Here is a 14898-nt window from a genome sequence, read left to right as displayed (position 1 = left end):
GGCCCCGCGGTCATGCTCGCCCGGCCGACTCCTCCAACCCGTAACCCAGGCGGATGTCGTGGGTGGCCCGGCCGCCGGATACGGTGACGCGGCTGGTGACGGGCGGATAGCCGCGCGCGACGACGGTGTACTCACCCTCGGGCAGATCGGGGACGAGATAGCGGCCGGTGTCGTCGGTTTGCGCGGTCGCGGTCAGGTCGCCGACCGCGTCGAGCAGCATGATCTGCACATCGGGTACGGATCTGCCCTCGGCCCAAGCGGTTCCGGCGAGCACCGCCATCGGCTCCAGTTCGATGTCGTGATGGAGCAGGCCGCTGTCGGTCACGGTGAGCGTGGTCGCGGCGGGCCGCATATGGTCGGCGACGGCGACCATGGTGTACGTGCCGGACACCACGCCGTGGCAGGCGTAGCCGCCGTCGGCGGTGGTGACCGCGGCGCCGACCACCTCGCCGTGCGGATCGGTGAGCGTTACGGTGGCGCCGGGCAACGGATTTCCGCTCACCGCCGATCTGACGACCCCGGACACCTCGCCGGACCCGCTGAGCGTGAGGTCGAGCTGCTGCGGCCACGGCCCCGCGACCACGCTGATCGCGGCGGGTTGATGACCGCCCGCGGAGACGATCAGCACGTAGCTGCCCGCCTCCGGCGCGTCGATCGCATATTCGCCGTCGGCGTCGCCCGCCCCGCGGGCCACCTGGTGGCCGCGTTTATCGATCAGGGTGAGCGCCGCGCCCGGCACCGCGCGGCCGTCCGCGTGCCGGATTCGGCCCGTCAGTGAGTGTTCATCGGAAGTGGTTGCGCTGCTGTATATTTCGGGTTCCGGTTCGAAGCGCTCGGGCCATTCCGCACCCTCGAAGGTGACCGGAATGTCTTCCAGCGGAATCTCTTTCATGAACAGCAGCACCGCACCCGCCAGGACGGCGACGGCCGCCGCGGCATAGAACACCCAGTCCATCGAATCGGTGAATCCGACCAGGATCGGCGCCCGCAGATCGGCGGGCAGCTCGGCGATGCCGGTGGTATTGCTCTGCAACTGGCCGAGCCGCGCCGCGTCGAGTCCCTGCGGCAGCTGCCCGCCGAACGCGTCGACGATCTTGTGCGGCAACAGGTTGAACAGGATGGTGAGGAAGATCGCGACACCGAGCGTGCCGCCCATCTGCCGGAAAAACGTTGCCGCCGCGGTGGATACGCCCATATCCCGGCGCGGGCAGGCGTTCTGCGCCGCGAGGATCAGCGGCTGCATGCACGCGCCGAGCCCGGCGCCGATCACACCCTGGTACACCAGCGAATGCCAGAGCGGGCTGTCGTAGTGCACCCGGCCGAACAGCACCGATCCGGCCGCGACGACGAAGCAGCCGAATACCGCGAGCAGTTTGTAGCGTCCGCTGAATTTGGTGATCATCCCGCCCAATTGGGCGCCCGCCATGATGCCGACCACCAGCGGCAGCATCAGCAGACCCGCCCGGGTGGGCGAATATCCGCGCACCACTTGCAGATACAGCGGCACGACGACGATCGCGCCGAACATGGCGACGCCGAGTACGAATCCGCCGACGATGGCGACGCTGAAGGTCGAATTCCGGAACAGGCGCAGCGGGATCAGCGCCGCGTCCCGCATCAGGAATTCGGCGAGCAGGTAGAGCAGCAGCCCGCCGGCCGCGATCCCGTAGCAGAGCAGCGCGCGATCCGACCGCCAGCCCCAATCCCGGCCCTGCTCGGCGATGATCAACAGCGGCACCACGCAGATCGTCAGCGCGAGCGCACCCGGCCAGTCGATGCGCTGGCGCTGCCGCTGATGCGGCACGTTCAGCACCCGCGCGACCACGATCAGGGCCACCAGCCCGATCGGCACGTTCACCAGGAACACCCAGCGCCAGCCGTCGAGCCCCCAGAGCCGGTCGTAGTTCGACAGCAGGCCGCCGAGCACCGGCCCCAGCACCGTCGCGCTACCGAATGCGATCATGAAAACACCCTGGTAGCGCACGGTTTCGCGGGGTGGAACAAGATCGGCGATGATGGTGAACGCCAGCGACATCAGCCCACCGGCGCCGAGCCCCTGGAAGGCGCGGAATCCGGCCAGCTCGTACATCGATGTCGCGAAGGTGCAGGCGATCGATCCGATGACGAACAGCCCGATCGAGATGAGATACCAGGGTTTGCGGCCGTATATGTCGGCGAGCTTGCCGTAGAGCGGCGTGGCGATCGTCGCGGTGATCAGGTAAGCCGTTGTCGCCCATGCCTGTTGGTCGAATCCGTGCAGGCTGTTGGCGATCCGGACGATCGCGACGCTGACGATGTTCTGGTCCAGTGCGCCGAGGAAGACGCCGAGTAGCAGCCCGGACAGGATGGTGAGGATCCGCCGGTGCGACAGCGCCGCCCGCTCACCGGCGACCAGGTCCGGCGCCGGTGCCGGGGCCTGGGCGGTCGAATTCGTCATGGATGTGCCCTGATTCTGAATCGGTCAACGGTGGCAATGTCGTGCGCGGTGCGCGGCACAAAACAAACTGCTCGGTCGAACTGACGGTGAATCTCAGCGTGCTACAACGGCGGCGATCTTACCGGTACGGTTTCCGCCGTCTTTAACGAGGCTAACGGCAGACCGCCCGTTACCCGGCGGTGGGGTTGGCACCACCGCATTCGGCCGTATGAGCCCCATGGACGGGGCGGTGCCGATGCGGGATGCTGGGCGAATGAGCATGCGGCACAGCGGGATCGCGGCGACCCTCGCCATGGTGCTCGCGACCGGTACGGCCTGTGGCGGCACCGCGGATCCCGGTTCCGGTGCGCCGGACGGAGTTTGGGAGGTCACCGACTACGGCACGGTGCTCGATGTGCGCGGCGACCGGTTACAGACCTACCAGGTGACGTCGATCAGCTGCCTGAAAGGCGATGCCGGGACCGGACCGGACCATCGCTTCACGCTGCCCGGCTCCGATGTGTATACGGTGCGGCCGGGTGCCGGTCCGGACCGGGCGCTGCTGCACGTCGACGGTTCGCCCGGCGACCTCGCGCTGCGCCGGTTGCCGAGGCTGCCCGCGACATGCGACGCGCCGCCGCCACCTGCGTTCGACGTCTTCTGGCAGACCTTCCGGGAACACTATCCGTTCTTCGCGATGAAAGGCGTTGACTGGCAACAGGTTCGGGATCGGTTCCGGGAGCGCGCGGTGACCGCCGACGATCCGGGTCTGTTCGCGGCGCTGCGGGATATGGTCGCGCCGCTGAACGATATGCACGTCATGGTGTCGGCGGGCGATCTCGGCATGTTCACCATGGTCAGGCCGGGCACCGAGATGCCGACCCGAGATCTGGACACCAAGGTGCGCGACCACATTCGGCACCGGGACCTCGGCGATCAGCCGTTCACCGAATTCGCCGGTGGCCGGATCGCGTTCGCCACGCTGCCCGGCCATCCGGAGTACGGGTATCTGCGCGTCTCCGGTTTCGCGGGCTATACCGCCGCGCACACCTTCGCCGCCGACAGCGCCGAATTGGACCGGGCCATGGACGCGATCCTCACACCCGACCTACTCGGCCGGATGCGCGGGCTGATCCTGGATCTGCGGGTGAACGGCGGCGGCGCGGACAGCCTCGGCCTGCAATTGGCCGGACGGCTCACGGACCGAGCGTATTTCGCCTATACGAAGAAGACCGCGGGCACCGATGCGCGGACCTTTTCAGTCGAACCGGGACGTACGCGCTATACCGGGCCGGTCGCCATCCTCACCGGCGGGTCCACCGTGAGCGCGGGCGAAACGTTCACCCAGGCAATGATGCAACGGCCGGCCAAGACGGTGCGGATCGGCCAACCGACCCAGGGCGTGTTCTCGGATGTGCTGGAGCGCAAGCTACCTGGCGCGGGTCACGACGATTGGGCCTTCGCGTTGCCCAACGAGATCTTCCTGACCGAGGACGGTCGCGCCTTCGATGGCACCGGAATACCGCCCGAGCTGGCCGAACCCGTCTTCACCGACGAGGAATTCGCACAGGATCGCGATTCGGCCTTCGATCGGGCGGTGGCCTGGTTCGGCTCGTGATCAGCCGGTCAGCGATCGGGACAGGCGTTTTCGCGTACTGTCCAGCACATCGGGATCCAAATCGGCGCGTGCGGTGAGCAATTCGAGCGCGCGTAGCACCTGTAGTGCGTGAACACGGTGCGGTAGCTCGGGTTCCGCGGGATCGATACCGGCGCTCACCAGGAATTCCAGCCAGGCCGGGTCATCGATTCGCGGGCCCGAGAGGCCGACGGACCAGGCCCACCAGGCCGGGTCGAGTAGTCGATCGGCCAGCCGCACCGATTCGAAATCGAGTAGGCCGGTGAGCGCGGCGCCGTTGGTCAGCATGTTGTCCGGTGCGAAATCGCCGTGTGCCAGCCGGATCTTGCGATTCGCGAACAGGTCGGGCACGGCGCGCAGCAGCCGATCGAGCGCCGCCCGCTCGGCGTCGGTGAGCGCCGGATCCAGTTGCGTCGCCCAATTTTTCGCCCTGGCCACCAGCCTGCGTGGATCGGCCCACAGATCGTCGATGCCGAGTCCGGCCGGGCGCAGCCGCCGGAAACGGGCGAGCAGTTCACCCATCATTCGCGCGGATTCGACACTGCTGGAATCCATTTCGTCGCTGACCGAGACCGGAACGCCCGGCAGCGCGTCGAAGACGATCCACGCCGGATCCGCGTCGAGATCGAAGTGCCGGACTCGCGGTATGGCGATACCGCGCAGCGCGGCCGGATCCAGCAGCGCGAGCATCACCCGGACTCTGCGTTCGGCATCCACCCGGCTCCGATAGCGTTGCAGCACAACGCGCGCACCGTCGCTGAGGGTGATGAGTTCGGTCCGATTCCGGAATCCCGCTGGCGCGGCGGCCCGTTCGGCGATGGGCCGGGTAAGTATCCGCTCCAGCCAGTCGTACTCCTCGCGATCCACCCGGCCACACTAGTGGTCCTGCAACGGAATCGCTTACTTCATCTGCGGGACAGTGCCGCCCGGATAGGTCGCGCCGATGGCGTCGGTATATCCGACCTGCACCTTGTAGTAGCGGTCGTCGGGGCCGTATGCGACGTAGAACACCAAACCCTTCGGGCGTCCCGGTCCGGAGTAGGGCGCGCCTTTGACGAAGCGATCGAGCACCGGGTGCAGATGCGTCGGGAAGTTGTCGATATCGCAGCGCAGCGGAAAACAGATGCGGCGCATGCGGGGTGAGGTCCAGGAGAAGGTGCGGTAGAGGTTGAAGGTGCCGGTCAGCAGCCGCAGCTCCTTCTCGGAGGCGGGCACGAAGTCGAGATCGGCCAGTATCCGGGAGATTTCGTCCGGCGGGAGTTCGCCGGGCGCGAACACCTTCGAATACAGGTTCATCGTGCGACTGGCGAAATCCAATGCCATGATGCCGATTTCGCCGCCGTAGCGGTCGAGATGCGCGGCATGCGCGCGGGCGCTGTCCGGCATACCCGGGAATTCGAGCATCCGCGTCACCGGAACCAGTTCGGGGAAGACGGTCCAAATCTTCTGCACGCCGCTCGCGACCGCGACGTCGACGCCCCAGGCCACCGGCACCGCGTCGCCGACCGCGGTGAGCAGCTGTTCCATCGGGTGGCCGGTGTAGGTGAGCAGTCCGGCTTTGCGCAGCCGCGGCACCAGATCGGGTGCGCTGGAATGCATCATGCGCACGTTGAGCTCGCGCTCGGCCACCGGATGCGTTGTGGTTCGAACGCCGACCACCGAGGTGGTCCACAGGTCGGCCAGCGTCTCCAATACGGGGTCCATGACCGCGGGGTCGTACTCGACCTCGGCCAGGTCCGCGTAGGTGCGAAGATCGTGCCGGAATTGCTCGAGCGTCACGCCGGGCGTGCTCATGGTCACCTCGAATACCCACGTGCAGGTGTGGGCTGTGGTCCGTAACAGCGATGTCCTGGCTCAGAATAACTCTTCGTGCGCGGACGTTTGGGCGCTCGGACCAAACCCGGCCGACCTCCGTCTTCTGGGGGATTATCTCCGAAGTAGTGGACACTACGGTTTGTAGTAGATACTGTGTGTGTTGTCAGAGCCGCACCATGGGAGGGCGACATGACGATCACAGAGATCTTCGCAGTCAATCTTGGGCAATCCGGTGTCCCCGTGCCGCGTGGGGTACGGAACTTCTTCCGGATATTCTCGTTCTAGCTCGGGCTTTCGCCCAAAAACCTTGCTGCATTTGATGTTCTAGCCTTCGCGCGCATGCGCGCCGCAGGGCTGGTTCAGGCTGCGGCGAGACGTCCAGCCGCTGCGCTTTCGACGTCCTTCGATGTTGCTGTTATGGTATGTATATACCATCAAAAATGAATGGGAGAGTGGTATGCCGGTCAGTGTGGACCGACGTCCAGTTCTTGCCGCCGCCGCATTCGGGCTGCTGGCGTCGGCGGTCACCGGATCGATCGGTCGGCCGCTGTTGGGTGGATTCCTTTGTGCCGGACTGATATTGGGATTGGGCAATGCGTTGATCACCCGGTGGGGCGTATCCGGTGATCTCGACCGATCGCGGTTGGCCGCCACATCAGCATTGAGATTACTTGCGGTAACAGTGATTTCATTGGTGATCGGCTACTTCGTTCGTCCCGACGGTATCGGTATCTTCTTCGGGCTCAGCGCATTTCACGTCACCATGGCGCTGCACATGGGGTTGCCCGCGCCGCGCAGGTTGCGGCAATGAGCGCCGAGGTGCGCGCGGGCGCGAAAATCGAAGTGGGCGAACATCAAACGACCCACCTGTTCGGTATGGACTTCAATGTCGACACCATCCTGTCCACCGCGGTGGCCGCGGCGGTGGTGCTCGGAATCGCCTTCTATCTGCGCGCCCGGCTCACCAGCGGCGTGCCGAACGGGGTGCAGCTGTTCTTCGAGACGGTGACCGTGCAGCTGCGCGGACAAGTGGAAAGCGCGGTGGGACTGCGGATCGCGCCCTATGTGCTGCCGCTCGCGGTGACGCTGTTCGTCTTCATCCTGCTGTCCAATTGGCTGTCGGTGCTGCCGGTCCAGTACGGGTCCGGTGAGCTGATCAAACCGCCTGCCACCGACGTCAACTTCACCTTCGCGCTGGCGCTGTTCGTCTTCGGCTGCTACCAGTGCGCCGGGATCGTGCGGCGCGGTCCGTTCGGACACGTCAAACAGCTGCTCAAGGGCCATACCGGTTGGGGGCCGATGATTTTCATCAACGTCATCGAGGAGTTCGCGAAACCGCTCTCGCTGGCACTGCGGCTGTTCGGCAATATGTTCGCGGGCGGCGTGATGATCTCGGTGATCACCCTGCTGCCGTCCTGGATCAGCTGGGGGCCCAACGCCGTCTGGAAATTGTTCGACCTGTTCGTCGGTCTCATCCAGGCCTTCATCTTCGCCCTGCTGACCATCCTCTACTTCGGTCAATCCACCGCGCTCGAGCACGAAAAGCATTGACCGGCAACCGATCTGTTCACCTTTTCAATGAAGAAAGGCAGTGATGACAATGACGGATATCACCTCGGCGGCGATCGTCCAGGCGGCCGCACTCCTCGCGGGCGGTTTGATGATGGTCGGCGGCGCGATCGGCGCGGGTTTCGGTAACGGCATGGCCGCCTCGGCGCTCATCAACGGCGTTGCGCGGCAACCGGAATCGGAAGGCAAACTGCGCGGCAACTTCCTGATGTCGGTCAGCCTGGTCGACGCCGTGTACTTCATCAACCTGACGTTCATGGCACTGTTCGCTTTCGCGACACCGGGGAAGTAGCGCCATGGCGACGAACAACCTTGCGGGACAGAACTTCCTGATCCCCAACGGGACCATACTCGTCGAGTTGCTGCTCTTCCTGATCGTGCTCGCGGTCATCTGGTTGTTCGTCGTGCCCCCGATCCGCGAGGTGCTCGCGGATCGGGCGGCGCGGGTCGCCGAGACCGCGGCGGACCGGCTGCGGGCCGCGGAATCGGCTGCGGCGGCGCAGGATCGGTACCGGTCCGAGCTGGCGGACGCACGGGTGACGGCGGCCGAGATCGGGCGGCGGGCGCGGCTGGACGGGCAGGCCGCGGTCGCGGCGGCCCGGCAGGCCGCGCAGGCGGAGGCCGACGAGATGGTCGCCCGCACGGTCGTCGAATTGCGGTCGCGGGCAGCGCGATCCGAGGAGGAACTGCATGCCGTGGTCGAACCGTTGGCCCGGCGCCTGGCCGACCGAGTGGTGGCGGACCGATGACCGAACGGCACGGACTCTACGAAATCACCTGGGATTGGCCGGTTTTCCTCAGCCAGCTGTTCGGCTTCGGGGTGATCGTGCTGGCCGTAGTGAAATGGGTGCTGCCGCCCGCACGGGCGGCGATGGCCCGGGCACAGGCGACGATCCGCACCCAATTGACCGAGAGCGAACAGGCCAAGCTCGAATTGGCAAGTGCGGAACGAGCTTTGGCGGAGTCGGCGATCGGGGCGCCCGCGGCGGCCGAGCGGGTGCGGCGGGACGCGCTCGCCGCCGCGGACCGCGTCGCGGCCCGGTTCGCCGCGCAGGCCGCGGATGAGGCGGACCTGGTTCGCCGCCGAGGCCATGACCGGGTGTCGCGCCTGCGTCGTGAGCTGACCCAGGAACTAGAGAGCGCCATGCGGACCGCGGTATTGGACCGCACCGAACACCTCGTCCGTCAGCGCCTCGCCGCACCGTCGGCGAAAGCGGCGAGCATCGACCGGTTCCTGGACACCCTGGATCGCCGTCCGAGCGATAGCGAGGAGGTGCGTGCCGATCTCGTAATGCCGTAAGGCAGCGACCTTTCGCCGCGGTACCTGGCGTGCCGCGGCGAATGCGGTCCGGCAAGTGGTTGCCGCGTAATAGCCTCGGCGGGCGTGCTGGTCGGTTACGGTGAACGACATGCCGATTGCTCGACGATCGCTCCTGGCGCTCGGTGCCGCCGGGGCTTCGACCCTGCTGCTCGACGCCTGTGGGTCGGACAAGAAGAAGAGTCACGACAAGGCGACGCCCGCGCCCGCAGCGCCCCCGGCGCACGGTGGTGCGATGCCGGATACGGTGATGATCATCCGGCACGGCGAGAAACCGACGGGATCCGGTGCGCCGTACGGAATTACCGAGGCGGGGGAGAAGGACGACAAGTCGTTGACGGTCGTCGGCTGGAATCGAGCGGGTGCGCTCGCGGCGCTGTTCGATCCGCGGGCGGCGGACGGTTCTCCCGCCCCGCTGCGGCCGCATTTGTTCCGGCCGGCAACGATTTTCGCGTCCAATGCGAACGGGGACGGAAGTAAACGGCCGTTGGAGACGATCACGCCGCTCGCCGCCGCGCTGGGGCTGACCCCCAACCAGCAGTACACCAAGGGGCAGGAGGCCGAACTCGTCGCCGGGCTGGCCGGCGCGGCGGGCCCGGTCCTGATCAGCTGGCAGCACGAGAAGATCGGGGCGATTCTCGCGCAGCTCGGCCCCGCCGATCCGACGCCACCCGCGAATTGGCCGGACAACCGTTTCGATATGGTATTCGTGCTCACCCGCAATTCACCCGGTGACCGGTGGACCTTCACTCAGGTGCCGCAGTTGCTGCTCGCCGGCGACCTGCCGACGCCCATCTAATACCAGTGGTGCTGCTGCCAGAATTCCCAGGCCGCGTCGGGGCTGCCGTATCGGTGATTCATATAGTCGTATGCCCAGCGGATCTGGGTCAGTGGATTGACCCGCCAATCGGGCCCGTGCGACGCCATCTTCTCCGGCGGTAGGGCCTGGCCGAGGCCATATGCGCCGCTGACCGGGTTGATCGCGAATGTGTTCCAGCCGCTTTCCCTGGTGATGATGTTGTCGAACGACGGAAATTGACTGGCCGGAACCACCAGTCGTGCCATGGCTCGCGGTGCGGCGCCGAAGATCGGTAGGAAATAGCCGGGACCCGGAATATCGGACAGGCCGGGCAATACCGCCGAAAACGCGAGGGTGACCGGGACATCCGGGTCGTCGTCCGCGTTTGCCACGGGCGCGGAGCTGATCGCGAGCGCGCCGAACAGCGCCGTGACGACGGCGATCCTGGCGGATCGTCGGCCGGGCGGTTTCGAGCGCGACATGGATCAATTTGCCTTTCGCGTCATATGGCGGATTTGTCCAATATGCGGAGCGAAAGACAGCAAACCATTAGTTATCGAAAGGTATGGCGAACCCGCCCGGCGTGTCCGCCATCGATTAGCCTGCGCCCATGCCTTTCGTCATCGATGGCTCCGTGACCTGCTATCTCATGCCCGACGACCATGACGAGGCCGAACGGCGATTCCTGGAATTGGTGGCCGCGCCCGGCGAAACGTGGCTCATCGCCTACAGCTTCACCTTGGCGACGGCGGTGGACGAATTGATCGCCGCACATGGGCGCGGGGTGCGGCTGCACCTATATCTGGATCATTCGCAATCGACGGGAACGGCGGAGCATCCGGTTATTTCCCGGCTGGTGGCGGCGGGTATCGAGGTCACCATCGGGACCAGCACCAGCGGCGCCGGATATATCTGCCACAGCAAAGGGCTGGCCGTCGATACCGCGGCGGGCCCGCAATGCTGGGAAGGGTCGGTCAATTTCAGTAGCACCGGCTGGCTACAGGTGAATACCGCCATGAATTTCGCGGCGACCGACTGGCGCGATCACTTCGTCGCCCAGTTCAATACGCTGCGTCGCTACGCCTGGACGCAGGAACGCGACCTGCAACTGATGCCGCAGCCACCCGCGGATCTGAACACCGCCGCCGCGCTGCCGCTGACCGAGACGGAGTGAAGCACTATGCGGGGGCGGCTTCATCCGGAGCCGGATAGATGCGGTGGATCGTCAAAGCCGCGGCCAGCAGCCGGGATTCGCTCGGATCGGTGGGGTCGAGGTCGGTGAGCTCGGCGACGCGGCGCAGTCGGTAGCTGAAAGTATTGGGATGCACATGGATTTCGGCGGCCGCGGTCTTACGGTCGGCGCCGTGGCGCAGATGTGCGTCGAGTGCCTCGATCAGATGCGGGCTGGATAGCAGCGGGGCGATCCGCTCCGCCAACCGGTCCCGGGCCGGTCCCGGCCTGGTGAGCTGGTATTCCAGGAGCAGATCGTCGAGCCGGTAGAGGCCGGCGGGCCGTCCGGCCAGGCGGGCCAGTTCGGCGAGTCCGGCCGCGTCGTGCGCGGTGGCCGGAATGGATTCCCGAGCGACCCAGCGGCTTTCGGCGACGAAGACGTCGACGCCGAAGTGTCCGGTCAGTTCGGCGGCCAATTCGCGGTGGCGGGCGTCGTCGGCATCGGATTCGGCGGCCGCGGGTAGCAGGGCGATGCCGGTCGAACCGTCGAAGGTGGCCAGCGCGGTGGTGCTCGCCAAACCGTCCAGGCAGCGCTGCAGGATCCGGATGCGCCGCCGCGCAATGAGATTGGCGACCGCGCTCGGCTGATCGGTCGGCGCGGTGCGGATCGCGAGCACCGTGTAGCGCTCGGCGAGCGTGGTGTCGGCGCGGGCGGCGAGCTCGTCGGCGGGCAGGCCGCGCAGCAGCGCCGAGCACAGCTCGCGGCGCGCCTCCCGCTCGACGTTGTAGATGGATTGTTCGACGTCGGTATAGGTTTCGACCACGGTGATGGTGATCTGGCGCAGTAGATCGAGCAGCCTGCTGCCGACCGTGACCAGCTCGTCCAGTTCGGCCGGGGTGGCGAGCGCCGCGGCCTCGGCGAGCACCGATTGCGCCGAACCATGAATGGCCTCCAGCAGCAGCGGCAGCGGAATGCGGTCCTCGGCATGCCGTTCGGCCACCGGTACGACGAACGTCGCCACCTCGGCCCTGGTGAGCGTCCGATGCTGGCCGATGGCCTGCAGCACCGCGCGCCCGCAGGCGTAGATCGCGGGCAGCACCTCGGCGGTGAAATGCTCCTGCGGGAGGTCGGCGGTGGGTTGGGTGGTGCCGAGGCCGGCGGCCAGCATCCGCTCGGCGATCTGCGGCCACCGGGTGAGCAAACGAGCGACAAGTGGCGTGTCCTCGGTCAACTGCGGCGGACTGGTGGACATGCTCCGATTGTTTCCGACCACCGGGTGGCGGACAACAATACCGTCGGATCGGCCGAAATCTTGTCGCCGACAACAAGGTTGCGACGGCAAATCACTCTCCGACGTGCAGTGACGATCCGGCAGGCCGCGCAATAGATTCGAGCGGCGGGCCGATATGGCGGCCGTCACATCGGATTCGCGATGTGAGTTGGGAAACATGTTGCGGTACCGGGCTATTCGACACGTTGCCGCAGCACTCGACGGCAAAGGTTGTGAGCGGAATGTTTGCGAAGAGGCGCAGTCGGCGGATTCGTGCGGTCGCCCGGTACGGGGGTATCGGGGCCGCGATGATGCTGATCGCGATGTCCGGCACGGGCTTCGCTACAGCGGATCCGCCTGCCGCGGAAACCGATTCCGTCGCAACGCGACTCGCGGCCGAACTGGACCAGGGCCTGGTCGCGGCGCAGGACGGCAGGCAGCCGAGGGCGATCGTCGACACCGGCAGCGCCGCGACCAGCCGGGCATCCGACGCCATCGGCGAGGGACCCGAGGTGTCGGCCTACCTGGCGGCATTCGGTTACGGCCTGACCCATCCCGACGCCGCGCCGCCGGGCGCGAACCGCTGGGACTGCAAGCCGAGCGCCGAACATCCCCGCCCCGTTGTGCTGCTGCACGGCACGTGGCTGAACGCCTACGACTCGTTCGCCTACCTCTCGCCGCGATTGATGCGCGCCGGATACTGCGTCTTCGCGGTCAATTACGGTCGCTCGGGTCTTTTGGAGGGCGGCGGGATCGGGCCGATCCTGCCGGGCCGCAACGGAGTCGGCCGGATCGAGGATTCGGCGCGCCAGGTCGGCGGCTTCATCGACCGCGTGCTGGCGGCCACCGGTGCGGACGCGGTGGATATCGTCGCGCACTCGCAGGGTGGCACGGTGGCCGATCAGTATCTGAAATTCGAAGGCGGACAGGGGAAGGTGCGCAAGCTGATCAGCTTCGGCGCGACCTTCCACGGCACCACGCTCGACGGCATCGCCACGCTCGACAGGCTCATCAACAACCTGGGTGTCGACATCATGGGCTTCTACCAACCCGTCATCGGCTACGCGAATGTGCAGCAGGCGGTGGGCTCGGAGTTCTACTCGCGATTGAACGCCTTGGGCGACACCGTTTCCGGCGTCGACTACACCTCGGTCGCATCCCGTTTCGACGAGGTGATGAACCCGTACGAGTGGACCTTCCTGCAGGCCGGTCCCGGCGCGACCGTGGACAACGTCACCCTGCAGGACGGATGCGGGCAGGATATGTCCGACCATTTGACGATCATGTACTCGCCGCGATCGGCATCGATCGCGCTACACGCCCTCGACCCGGCGGTGTATCCGGCGCTGGACTGCGCCTTCAACCCGTGGTTCGTCGGTGGTGGCGGGAGCATCTGACGGCAGATTTGTCGCTGCACGCAGCGGAGAACCCGGAACGGGTGAATTGGCTTCGGTGACAATTCCTTTCGCAATGGAGGCCGCGTTGACTCGAAATATGGGCACAGCATCCGAGGTGGCGCCGGTCCCGCCGGTCGAGGAAATCGCGTCCGGGCGGCCGCAATTGCCGGAATTCGACCCCTTCTACTACCCGCCGGCGGGCATCCGGCACCTGCCGCCGGGTACGACGATTCGCGTCCGCCGGGTGCGGGTGGCGCTGTTCGGCCTTGTCGCGCAGCGAATTCCGGCCTGGCAGCTGCTCTACCGCACCTGTGATCTGCACGGTGTGCCCGAGGTATCGGTGACGACGGTACTATTGCCGCCCGGTGCGGATCCGGCCGAGCCGCGACCGCTGGTCTCGTTCCAGTGTGCGATCGATGCCGTTGCGTCCAAATGCTTTCCGTCGTACGCGCTGCGTCGCGGTGCGCGGGCGCTCGGTTCGATCCCGCAGCTGGAGCTGCCGCTGATCGCCAGTGCGCTCGCGCGCGGCTGGGCCGTCTCGGTGCCCGATCACGGCGGGACCGGCGGGCGGTTCGGGGTGCCGAGGGAACCCGGATATCGGGCGCTGGACGGGATCAGGGCCTGCCTGACCTTCGCGCCGCTCGGCCTGAGCGCGACGACATCCGTTGCGCTGTGGGGTTATTCGGGCGGCGGCCTGGCCACGGCGTGGGCGGCGGAGATGGCCGACGAGTACGCGCCGGAACTGCGGATCGTCGGCGCGGTCGCCGCATCGCCGGTGGGGGATCCGGCCGCGGCATTCGTACGGATGAACGGGACGATGTTCGCCGGATTCGCCGCGGTGTTCACCGCAGGGCTGCGCAAGGCGTATCCGGATCTGGACCGCCTGCTGACGGAATCGCTCGACATGCGATACCTGACCTGGTTGCGGGATATCGAATCGGCCGCGACCTTTCCGCTGCTGTACCGGTTCGCGCGCCGGGATATCAACCGGTACAGCAGTTCCGGGCTGGCCGCGCTATTGGCCGAACCGGGCGTGTGCACCATCCTCGACGATATCCGTCCCGGCGGATGCGCACCGAGTATGCCGATGCTCGTCTTGCAGGGGGTGTACGACGAGGTGATCGCCGTCGCCGATGTGGACGCGCACGTCGAGCGGTACCGGGCCGCCGGCGCGCGGGTCCGGTATCTGCGGGACCGGCTCAGCACTCACCTGCTGCTGCAATACCTGGGGCTGCCGGTGATGGTGGATTGGCTCGCGGACCGCTTCGCCGGGCGCCCGCCCGCGCCGCACGGCACCGAGACGGTCTGGTCGGTGACGTTCGGCAGGCGGGCCTTGCTCGGGCAGCTGAGGTTCGCCGGGTTGCTCGCCCGCATGCTGCTCGGGCGGACGATCCGGGTCGCGCGGCCATAAAGCTACGGAGTGTGGGCGTAATTTCGACCGGTTGATCACCGCGATCTGATCGACATCTCGTGGGTTAACCAGTGGTTTCCGTCACTGGAATCCAGG

At 66.6% G+C, this 14898-nt stretch carries 15 protein-coding genes; 10 read left to right on the top strand and 5 right to left on the bottom strand.

The genetic code is table 11. The features are described 5' to 3' along the window. Window positions 1-10: 10 nt before the first annotated feature. On the bottom strand, window positions 11-2437 hold the full coding sequence (locus LGY53_RS21620) for an MFS transporter (RefSeq protein ID WP_225728509.1): 2427 nt from the start codon (window positions 2435-2437) through the stop codon (window positions 11-13). 253 nt (window positions 2438-2690) lie between these two features. On the opposite strand from LGY53_RS21620, the gene LGY53_RS21615 reads away from it, so the two are divergent. Further along, entirely contained in the window at window positions 2691-4034 is a 1344-nt protein-coding gene (locus LGY53_RS21615; RefSeq protein ID WP_225728508.1) for a S41 family peptidase, read from the top strand. Here LGY53_RS21615 and LGY53_RS21610 read toward each other — a convergent pair whose 3' ends face one another. Together LGY53_RS21610 and LGY53_RS21605 are read right to left on the bottom strand one after the other, a co-directional pair. Further along, window positions 4035-4919 (bottom strand): phosphotransferase enzyme family protein, encoded by an 885-nt coding sequence (locus tag LGY53_RS21610; RefSeq protein WP_225728507.1) that lies wholly within the window; start codon window positions 4917-4919, stop codon window positions 4035-4037. A 33-nt stretch (window positions 4920-4952) separates the two neighbouring features. Continuing rightward, complete coding sequence (locus tag LGY53_RS21605; RefSeq protein ID WP_225728506.1) at window positions 4953-5846, bottom strand: aromatic prenyltransferase; 894 nt, start codon at window positions 5844-5846, stop codon at window positions 4953-4955. A 427-nt stretch (window positions 5847-6273) separates the two neighbouring features. Here LGY53_RS21605 and LGY53_RS21600 point away from each other — a divergent pair, with 427 nt between their 5' ends. From LGY53_RS21600 to LGY53_RS21575, 6 genes are all read left to right on the top strand, one after another. Further along, entirely contained in the window at window positions 6274-6678 is a 405-nt protein-coding gene (locus tag LGY53_RS21600; RefSeq protein ID WP_225728505.1) for a hypothetical protein, read from the top strand. After that, window positions 6675-7418, top strand: coding sequence for a F0F1 ATP synthase subunit A (atpB, locus tag LGY53_RS21595; protein ID WP_225728504.1), 744 nt, complete (start codon window positions 6675-6677; stop codon window positions 7416-7418). Before LGY53_RS21600 ends, atpB begins: the two co-directional genes overlap by 4 nt. A gap of 49 nt (window positions 7419-7467) precedes the next feature. Then, on the top strand, window positions 7468-7728 hold the full coding sequence (gene atpE / locus LGY53_RS21590; protein WP_167479065.1) for an ATP synthase F0 subunit C: 261 nt from the start codon (window positions 7468-7470) through the stop codon (window positions 7726-7728). 4 nt (window positions 7729-7732) lie between these two features. Next, window positions 7733-8185, top strand: a complete 453-nt coding sequence (locus tag LGY53_RS21585; RefSeq protein WP_225728503.1) for a F0F1 ATP synthase subunit B — start codon at window positions 7733-7735, stop codon at window positions 8183-8185. After that, window positions 8182-8736, top strand: a complete 555-nt coding sequence (locus LGY53_RS21580) for a hypothetical protein (RefSeq protein WP_225728502.1) — start codon at window positions 8182-8184, stop codon at window positions 8734-8736. The genes LGY53_RS21585 and LGY53_RS21580 overlap by 4 nt, the downstream gene beginning before the upstream one ends. A gap of 109 nt (window positions 8737-8845) precedes the next feature. Beyond that, window positions 8846-9553, top strand: a complete 708-nt coding sequence (locus LGY53_RS21575; RefSeq protein WP_225728501.1) for a histidine phosphatase family protein — start codon at window positions 8846-8848, stop codon at window positions 9551-9553. Here LGY53_RS21575 and LGY53_RS21570 read toward each other — a convergent pair. Continuing rightward, window positions 9550-10035: a transglycosylase SLT domain-containing protein gene (locus LGY53_RS21570; RefSeq protein ID WP_225728500.1), complete on the bottom strand. Its 486-nt coding sequence runs from the start codon at window positions 10033-10035 to the stop codon at window positions 9550-9552. The two genes, LGY53_RS21575 and LGY53_RS21570, sit on opposite strands and share 4 nt — an antisense overlap. Before the next feature lie 128 nt (window positions 10036-10163). On the opposite strand from LGY53_RS21570, the gene LGY53_RS21565 reads away from it, so the two are divergent. Next, window positions 10164-10727: a phospholipase D-like domain-containing protein gene (locus LGY53_RS21565; RefSeq protein ID WP_225728499.1), complete on the top strand. Its 564-nt coding sequence runs from the start codon at window positions 10164-10166 to the stop codon at window positions 10725-10727. 4 nt (window positions 10728-10731) lie between these two features. Here the strand turns inward: LGY53_RS21565 and LGY53_RS21560 are convergent, their stop codons facing one another. Next, entirely contained in the window at window positions 10732-11976 is a 1245-nt protein-coding gene (locus tag LGY53_RS21560; RefSeq protein WP_225728498.1) for a CdaR family transcriptional regulator, read from the bottom strand. 341 nt (window positions 11977-12317) lie between these two features. On the opposite strand from LGY53_RS21560, the gene LGY53_RS21555 reads away from it, so the two are divergent. Beyond that, entirely contained in the window at window positions 12318-13391 is a 1074-nt protein-coding gene (locus LGY53_RS21555) for a triacylglycerol lipase (protein WP_225728497.1), read from the top strand. A 97-nt stretch (window positions 13392-13488) separates the two neighbouring features. After that, on the top strand, window positions 13489-14802 hold the full coding sequence (locus LGY53_RS21550; RefSeq protein WP_225728496.1) for a lipase family protein: 1314 nt from the start codon (window positions 13489-13491) through the stop codon (window positions 14800-14802). Window positions 14803-14898: the final 96 nt, after the last annotated feature.

Source organism: Nocardia sp. JCM 34519.1, from assembly GCF_020361265.1.
In the GTDB taxonomy this organism is placed as follows: Bacteria; Actinomycetota; Actinomycetes; order Mycobacteriales; family Mycobacteriaceae; genus Nocardia; species Nocardia arthritidis_A.
This window is presented reverse-complemented; position numbering and strand designations above follow the sequence as displayed.

Bases quoted from the DNA above. Each gene is read 5' to 3' on its own strand.
- LGY53_RS21620 (WP_225728509.1), bottom strand. From the start codon at position 2,437: ATGACGAATTCGACCGCCCAGGCCCCGGCACCGGCGCCGGACCTGGTC.
- LGY53_RS21615 (WP_225728508.1), top strand. From the start codon at position 2,691: ATGAGCATGCGGCACAGCGGGATCGCGGCGACCCTCGCCATGGTGCTC.
- LGY53_RS21605 (WP_225728506.1), bottom strand. From the start codon at position 5,846: ATGAGCACGCCCGGCGTGACGCTCGAGCAATTCCGGCACGATCTTCGC.
- LGY53_RS21600 (WP_225728505.1), top strand. From the start codon at position 6,274: ATGTTGCTGTTATGGTATGTATATACCATCAAAAATGAATGGGAGAGT.
- atpB (WP_225728504.1), top strand. From the start codon at position 6,675: ATGAGCGCCGAGGTGCGCGCGGGCGCGAAAATCGAAGTGGGCGAACAT.
- atpE (WP_167479065.1), top strand. From the start codon at position 7,468: ATGACGGATATCACCTCGGCGGCGATCGTCCAGGCGGCCGCACTCCTC.
- LGY53_RS21585 (WP_225728503.1), top strand. From the start codon at position 7,733: ATGGCGACGAACAACCTTGCGGGACAGAACTTCCTGATCCCCAACGGG.
- LGY53_RS21580 (WP_225728502.1), top strand. From the start codon at position 8,182: ATGACCGAACGGCACGGACTCTACGAAATCACCTGGGATTGGCCGGTT.
- LGY53_RS21575 (WP_225728501.1), top strand. From the start codon at position 8,846: ATGCCGATTGCTCGACGATCGCTCCTGGCGCTCGGTGCCGCCGGGGCT.
- LGY53_RS21570 (WP_225728500.1), bottom strand. From the start codon at position 10,035: ATGTCGCGCTCGAAACCGCCCGGCCGACGATCCGCCAGGATCGCCGTC.
- LGY53_RS21565 (WP_225728499.1), top strand. From the start codon at position 10,164: ATGCCTTTCGTCATCGATGGCTCCGTGACCTGCTATCTCATGCCCGAC.
- LGY53_RS21560 (WP_225728498.1), bottom strand. From the start codon at position 11,976: ATGTCCACCAGTCCGCCGCAGTTGACCGAGGACACGCCACTTGTCGCT.
- LGY53_RS21555 (WP_225728497.1), top strand. From the start codon at position 12,318: ATGTCCGGCACGGGCTTCGCTACAGCGGATCCGCCTGCCGCGGAAACC.
- LGY53_RS21550 (WP_225728496.1), top strand. From the start codon at position 13,489: ATGGGCACAGCATCCGAGGTGGCGCCGGTCCCGCCGGTCGAGGAAATC.